Annotated in this window: 5 protein-coding genes; 3 read left to right on the top strand and 2 right to left on the bottom strand. The window is 40.9% G+C overall.

Annotated elements, in window-relative coordinates:
• Nucleotides 1-1621, top strand: a 1621-nt coding sequence (locus tag L647_RS0102245; protein ID WP_024609750.1) for a glycoside hydrolase family 2 TIM barrel-domain containing protein, incomplete at its 5' end; no start/stop codon positions are given.
• 61 nt (nucleotides 1622-1682) lie between these two features.
• Here L647_RS0102245 and L647_RS0102240 read toward each other — a convergent pair.
• Both L647_RS0102240 and L647_RS0102235 read right to left on the bottom strand, forming a co-directional pair.
• The gene (locus tag L647_RS0102240; protein WP_024609749.1) at nucleotides 1683-2129 is read right to left on the bottom strand and encodes a DoxX family protein; all 447 of its coding nucleotides are present in this window, start codon (nucleotides 2127-2129) and stop codon (nucleotides 1683-1685) included.
• Nucleotides 2130-2348: 219 nt separating this feature from the next.
• Nucleotides 2349-3494 carry an iron-containing alcohol dehydrogenase gene (locus tag L647_RS0102235; protein WP_024609748.1) on the bottom strand — a complete coding sequence of 382 codons (1146 nt, stop codon included), beginning with the start codon at nucleotides 3492-3494 and terminating at the stop codon, nucleotides 2349-2351.
• A 194-nt stretch (nucleotides 3495-3688) separates the two neighbouring features.
• Between L647_RS0102235 and L647_RS0102230 the strand changes: the two genes are divergently transcribed.
• Both L647_RS0102230 and L647_RS0102225 read left to right on the top strand, forming a co-directional pair.
• Nucleotides 3689-4585 carry an AraC family transcriptional regulator gene (locus L647_RS0102230; protein ID WP_024609747.1) on the top strand — a complete coding sequence of 299 codons (897 nt, stop codon included), beginning with the start codon at nucleotides 3689-3691 and terminating at the stop codon, nucleotides 4583-4585.
• A 119-nt stretch (nucleotides 4586-4704) separates the two neighbouring features.
• On the top strand, nucleotides 4705-5544 hold an 840-nt coding region (locus L647_RS0102225), incomplete at its 3' end, for an IS4 family transposase (protein WP_024609746.1).

Raw genomic sequence — 5544 nt, 5'->3', positions numbered from 1 at the left:
GGCTACCGACATTATTTGCCCAATGTACGCTCGTGTAAATACCGATATTAAAGACGATGCGGTACCTAAATACTCTATTAAAAAGTGGCTAAGCCTACCAGGTGAAACTCGCCCGCTTATTTTATGTGAGTACGCCCATGCAATGGGTAACAGCCTAGGTAGCTTTGACGATTACTCGCAGGCATTTAGAGAATACCCACGCCTGCAAGGCGGCTTTATATGGGATTGGGTAGATCAAGGTTTATCTAAAACGGACGAAAACGGTAAGCATTACTGGGCTTACGGCGGCGACTTTGGTGATGAACTAAATGACCGTCAATTTTGTATAAACGGGTTATTGTTCCCAGATCGTACACCGCACCCTAGCCTGTTTGAAGCTAAATACAGCCAGCAGCATTTACAATTTACGCTGCGCGAGCAAACTAAAAATCAATACAGCATTAATGTATTTAGCGATTACGTATTTAGGCACACCGATAACGAAAAGCTCGTTTGGCAGTTAATGCAAAATGGCATCTGTGTTGAGCAAGGCGAGCATGTACTTAATATTGCCCCGCAAAGTACGCACACGTTAACGATTAAAACTAAAACAGCGTTTGAGCAAGGTGCGCAATATTACCTTAATTTAGATGTAGCACTAATTAACGACTCACACTTTGCAAACGCTCAACATATTATGGATACCGAGCAGTTTAAGCTAATGAACAGTAATAATTTAAACGATAAATCATTTACACCAACCTCTAAGCAAAGCGCTATAAGTGTTAATGAAACCGACTCCCACCTAAGTATTGAAAACGATAAGTTTAAACTTATTTTTAATCAACAATCAGGGCTTATAGAGCAGTGGTTACAAAACGATACTCAAGTTATTAGTAGCCCACTGGTTGATAACTTTTATCGTGCCCCACTTGATAACGACATTGGCGTAAGCGAAGTAGACAACCTAGACCCTAATGCATGGGAGGCACGTTGGTTGCGTGCAGGTATAGGGCAATGGCAGCGCACATGCAGCTCAATTCACGCAGTGCAATCAAGCGTTGATGTACGTATTACTTGTGTATTTAATTACGAGTTTAATGGCGTGCTACAGGCTCAAACACAGTGGTTATATACACTAAATAATACCGGTAATATTAGCCTAAATATTGACGTAAACTTAAACGATACTCTGCCGCCAATGCCGCGTATAGGGCTAAGTACAACGCTTAACAAGCAAAGCGATACAAAAGTAAACTGGCTGGGTTTAGGACCTTTTGAAAACTACCCAGATCGCAAAGCCGCGGCACGTTTAGGTTATTACAGTTTGAGCTTAAATGAGCTACATACACCGTATATATTCCCAACTGATAATGGTCTGCGTAGCGATTGCCAATTACTGAGTATTAATAACTTAACCGTGACTGGCGCATTTTTATTTGCAGCCAGTGCTTATTCGCAAAGTATGCTAACGCAAGCGAAACACACTAACGAACTAATTACTGATAATTGCGTACATGTACACATTGATCATCAACATATGGGCGTAGGTGGCGATGATTCGTGGAGCCCAAGTACCCATAAAGAATATTTACTTGAGCAAAAGCAGTACAGTTATTCTTTAACTTTTTCAGCTAAATAATTTAGTAGTTAACCTACAAAAATAGCGGCCAAATTAGCCGCTATTTTTTAATTAAAAAACTCTATTTTTTAGCTAGTTTTTTAGCTAATACATTATCAAGCGAAAAGCTTCCCGCTCCCTGAATTGCTAAAACCACAGTCACAACAAGTAACGTTAATGCGTATTCATAGCCATTGTTTGCCATAAATAAGCCATTACTAATATGTACGCTAAAAATAGCAATCAGCATAGTAAAGCCCGCAACTACAGCTGCTGGGCGTGTTAATAAACCAATTGCCAATGCAATGCCGCCAAAAAATTCTGCGCTGCCAGCCATCATTGCTAACCAATAACCTGGCTCTAATCCCATACTTGCCATCCATTGGCCTGTACCTTCAAGCCCGTAACCGCCAAACCAAGCAAATAGTTTTTGTGCACCATGCGCCGCTAAAATAAGACCAACTGGCACTCGTAAAATTAATGCTGCTACGCCTGCTCTTGAGCTAAGTAATGTGTTTAGTAATTTCATGAATTTTAGTCCTGTTTTAATTTATTTAAACGTTAGATTTGTTCTTAACCGTTGAGCACAGTTTACTATCATCATTTAAAAACATTAATACAAACTTTATTAGTTAATTAGCGACATATTGTTTATAAAAATCATAAAAAAACCGCCAACCAAAAAGATTGACGGTTTTTTATTAACGTATTACTTAATATGTTTAAGTAAAGCGCTTAGCTTTGAAAATTAAGCAACTGCTTGCTCTAAAATTTCGCGGCTTTCTTTTAGCGTAATAGCTTGGTTTTCACCAAGAGCTAGCATGCCGTGCGCTTCAAGTTTATTAATAATATTGTCAATCGCCGCTGCTTTATCATCGCCATGTTCAGTAAGCTGGGTCGCTACGTCAAGGCTGTGGTAAAACGCTTCAATTGCTAAAATTGTTTTCTCAGCTAAGTCGTCAGATTGCTCAAGACCAAATACGTTTTTACCCATCTGCTCAAGTTTTGCTTTTTTAACTGCAAACTGGTTACGTAATAAAGAAGGCTGAACAATAGCAAGTGAACGAGCATGATCAACGCCGTAAGCAGCTGTAAGCTCGTGGCCAATCATGTGTGTTGCCCAATCTTGCGATACACCAGAACCAATTAAACCATTAAGTGCTTGGTTAGCTGCCCACATAAGGTTTGCACGCCATGCATCGTCTTGATTTTCAAAGTTGTCGCCTAATGTTTTAAGCGTTCTTAAAAGTGCCTCTGCGTAACCTTCTTGAACCAATGCCGTTTCAGGGAATGTTAGGTACTGCTCACATGTATGAACCCATGCATCTACTAAACCATTTACAAGTTGACGCTGCGGTAATGTTTTCATTACATCAGGGTCCATAATCGCAAATTTAGGAAGTACTTCTGGTGATGCAAACGGTAGTTTTTGCTTCGTTGCTTCTTTGCTCACAACTGAGTTTTGGTTAGACTCTGAACCCGTTGCAGGCAATGTTAGTATTGCACCAATTGGTAATGCGCTAGTAATAGTGTGCTTACCAGTAGGAATATCCCAACCTTCGCCATCATAAACCGCAGACGCTGCAATGTATTTGACGCCGTCGATTACTGAACCGCCGCCTACGCCTAATACAAAGTCGATGTCTTGTTCTTTACAAATTTTTACTGCTTGGTCTAATACTTCAATTGTTGGGTTAGCGCCAACGCCCGAAAACTCTACCCAATCAAAACCTTCAAGTGCTGCAGCAACTTGGTCGTACACGCCGTTCTTTTTAATTGAACCGCCGCCGTACACTACAAGTACTTTTTGATCTTTTGCGATCAAATCAGATAGTGCCGCAATTTGTTGCTGACCGAATTGGATGAGAGTTGGATTTACGTAGCTAAATTTCATTATTTTGCTCCTAGGTGACGGTTAATTGCTGAGTACTTTACTTAGTTACCTAATCAAAGTATCTAATGAAGTATCGATGCGTGCATATTAGTGGCAAAAAAAACATAAAAAAAGCCCAATAACTCGCAAAAGCTTGCCTAAAACTATCAACGTTGTTATTTTACACAAAATACACTCAATTAAAGATGCCTTTTATGCCCACCATAGCCAATATGTTGCAACAATACGCCGAGCATAATCAATTACTCAGCTTTGAAGGCACCATGGAAACTATTATTCCAGGCGTGTATTTTCATCGAGCAACTAAAAGCTCATCACGTCAGCCGCTTATATATAACTCAGGCATTATTATTGTTGGGCAAGGTCATAAAATAATTCACTTTCCTGAACATCAAATAAAATACGGAGCAGGCGACTACTTAGTCCTTGGCGTACCGGTGCCATTAGAGTGTGAAGCATTTACCGATAACGATTTACCCGTTATGGGCATTGCCATAGATATAAACCCTGCAATGCTACACAAACTCGTTAATCAAATAATGCAGCATAAGCCTCTTTTAGCGTCATCGTCGTCAACACAAATTGGTGCAGTGCAGTCCGCAACTCTAGATACAGCAATGGAGCTCGTTACTCATCGGTTATTAACTGTGTTAAATAACCCACTTGAGGCAGAGATATTTGGCGAAGATATAGTAAAAGAATTGGTATATCGCGTACTTTGCGGCCCTCAAGGCAACACCTTAATAGGTCTTGCGATGCATGATGGACATTATGCTCGCATAGCACGTACGCTCTCTACTATGCACAGTAGTTATGCCAACCAAATAACTGTTGAAGGTTTAGCGGAAGATGTAAACATGAGTGTATCGTCGTTTCATCGTGCCTTTAAGCAAGTTACTTTTGAGTCGCCATTGCAGTACTTAAAAAAAGTACGCTTAGCTAAAGCAAAAGAACTCATTACTGCCAGCGGCAGTAAAGCCAACGAAGCAGCATTAAAAGTAGGTTATACCAGCCCATCGCAGTTTAGCCGCGAATTTAAACGCCACTTTAATAAAACACCTAGCGAAGTATTAACTCAGCTGCATAGCTAGCCCACAAAAAAGCCACTATAAAAGTTAACACCGATCAGTTAAGGTATTTTTGATCGGTTGACCGATCTTTTGGTTGCTTCACAATACCCTTATCATCTTTTGATTATGAGGGTATTTTTATGCTTAGTCATTGGTTACTTGATACGGATATATTCGCCACTCCTGACTCTTTATCTACATTTCAGAAACATATCCCTCTTGAGTGGATTTCTAATGTGCTCGAGCAGACCGATAAAGCAAGTATTCGCAAACGTAAGTTACCTGCTGAGCTTGTCGTCTGGCTTATCATTGCAATGGGTCTTTTTCGCGACCGCTCTATTAGTGACATTGTTGAGAAGTTAGATTTAACACTCACTGATACCCTGGGCGATACGGTTGCTCCAAGTGCTATTCCTCAAGCGAGACAGCGCCTCAGTAGCGACCCCCTCCAAGCCTTATTTCACCTATGTGCAGCCCATTGGACACAAGAAGAAGATGCTGATGATACGTGGTATGGACTCCGGTTATTTTCTGTCGATGGAACGCAATTTCGTGCACCTGATACACCTGCTCTTGCTGAGCACTTTCACTATATTAAGCACAGTAAAAACCGTCATACAGAATATCCTATTGTACGCCTATGCGCCTTAAGCTCCTTGCGTAGCCGGTTGATACACCACGTTGCCTTCGGGCCCAGTTATCAAGGTGAGGTGAACTACGCAAAGCAGTTATTTAGTCATGTAAGTAATAACAGTCTAACTATTTTTGACCGATGTTATCTCAGCGCTGAGCTACTGATTAATTGGCGTAAGCAACACCCACAGTCGCACTGGATGGTCCCGATTAAAAGCAACACGCAATACACCGTCATTGAATCTTACTCTGAGCATGACTTCAAAGTAGAGATGAGTGTATCTGCGCATGCCAGAAAACAAGACCCTTCGCTTCCTGAGTGCTGGCAGGCCAGACTGGTTCTTTAT

The sequence above is a fragment of the Pseudoalteromonas sp. TB64 genome, assembly GCF_000498095.1.
Taxonomy (GTDB): Bacteria; Pseudomonadota; Gammaproteobacteria; order Enterobacterales; family Alteromonadaceae; genus Pseudoalteromonas.
Note: the sequence above shows the minus strand (reverse complement) of the source record. Positions and strands in the feature narration are given on the sequence as shown.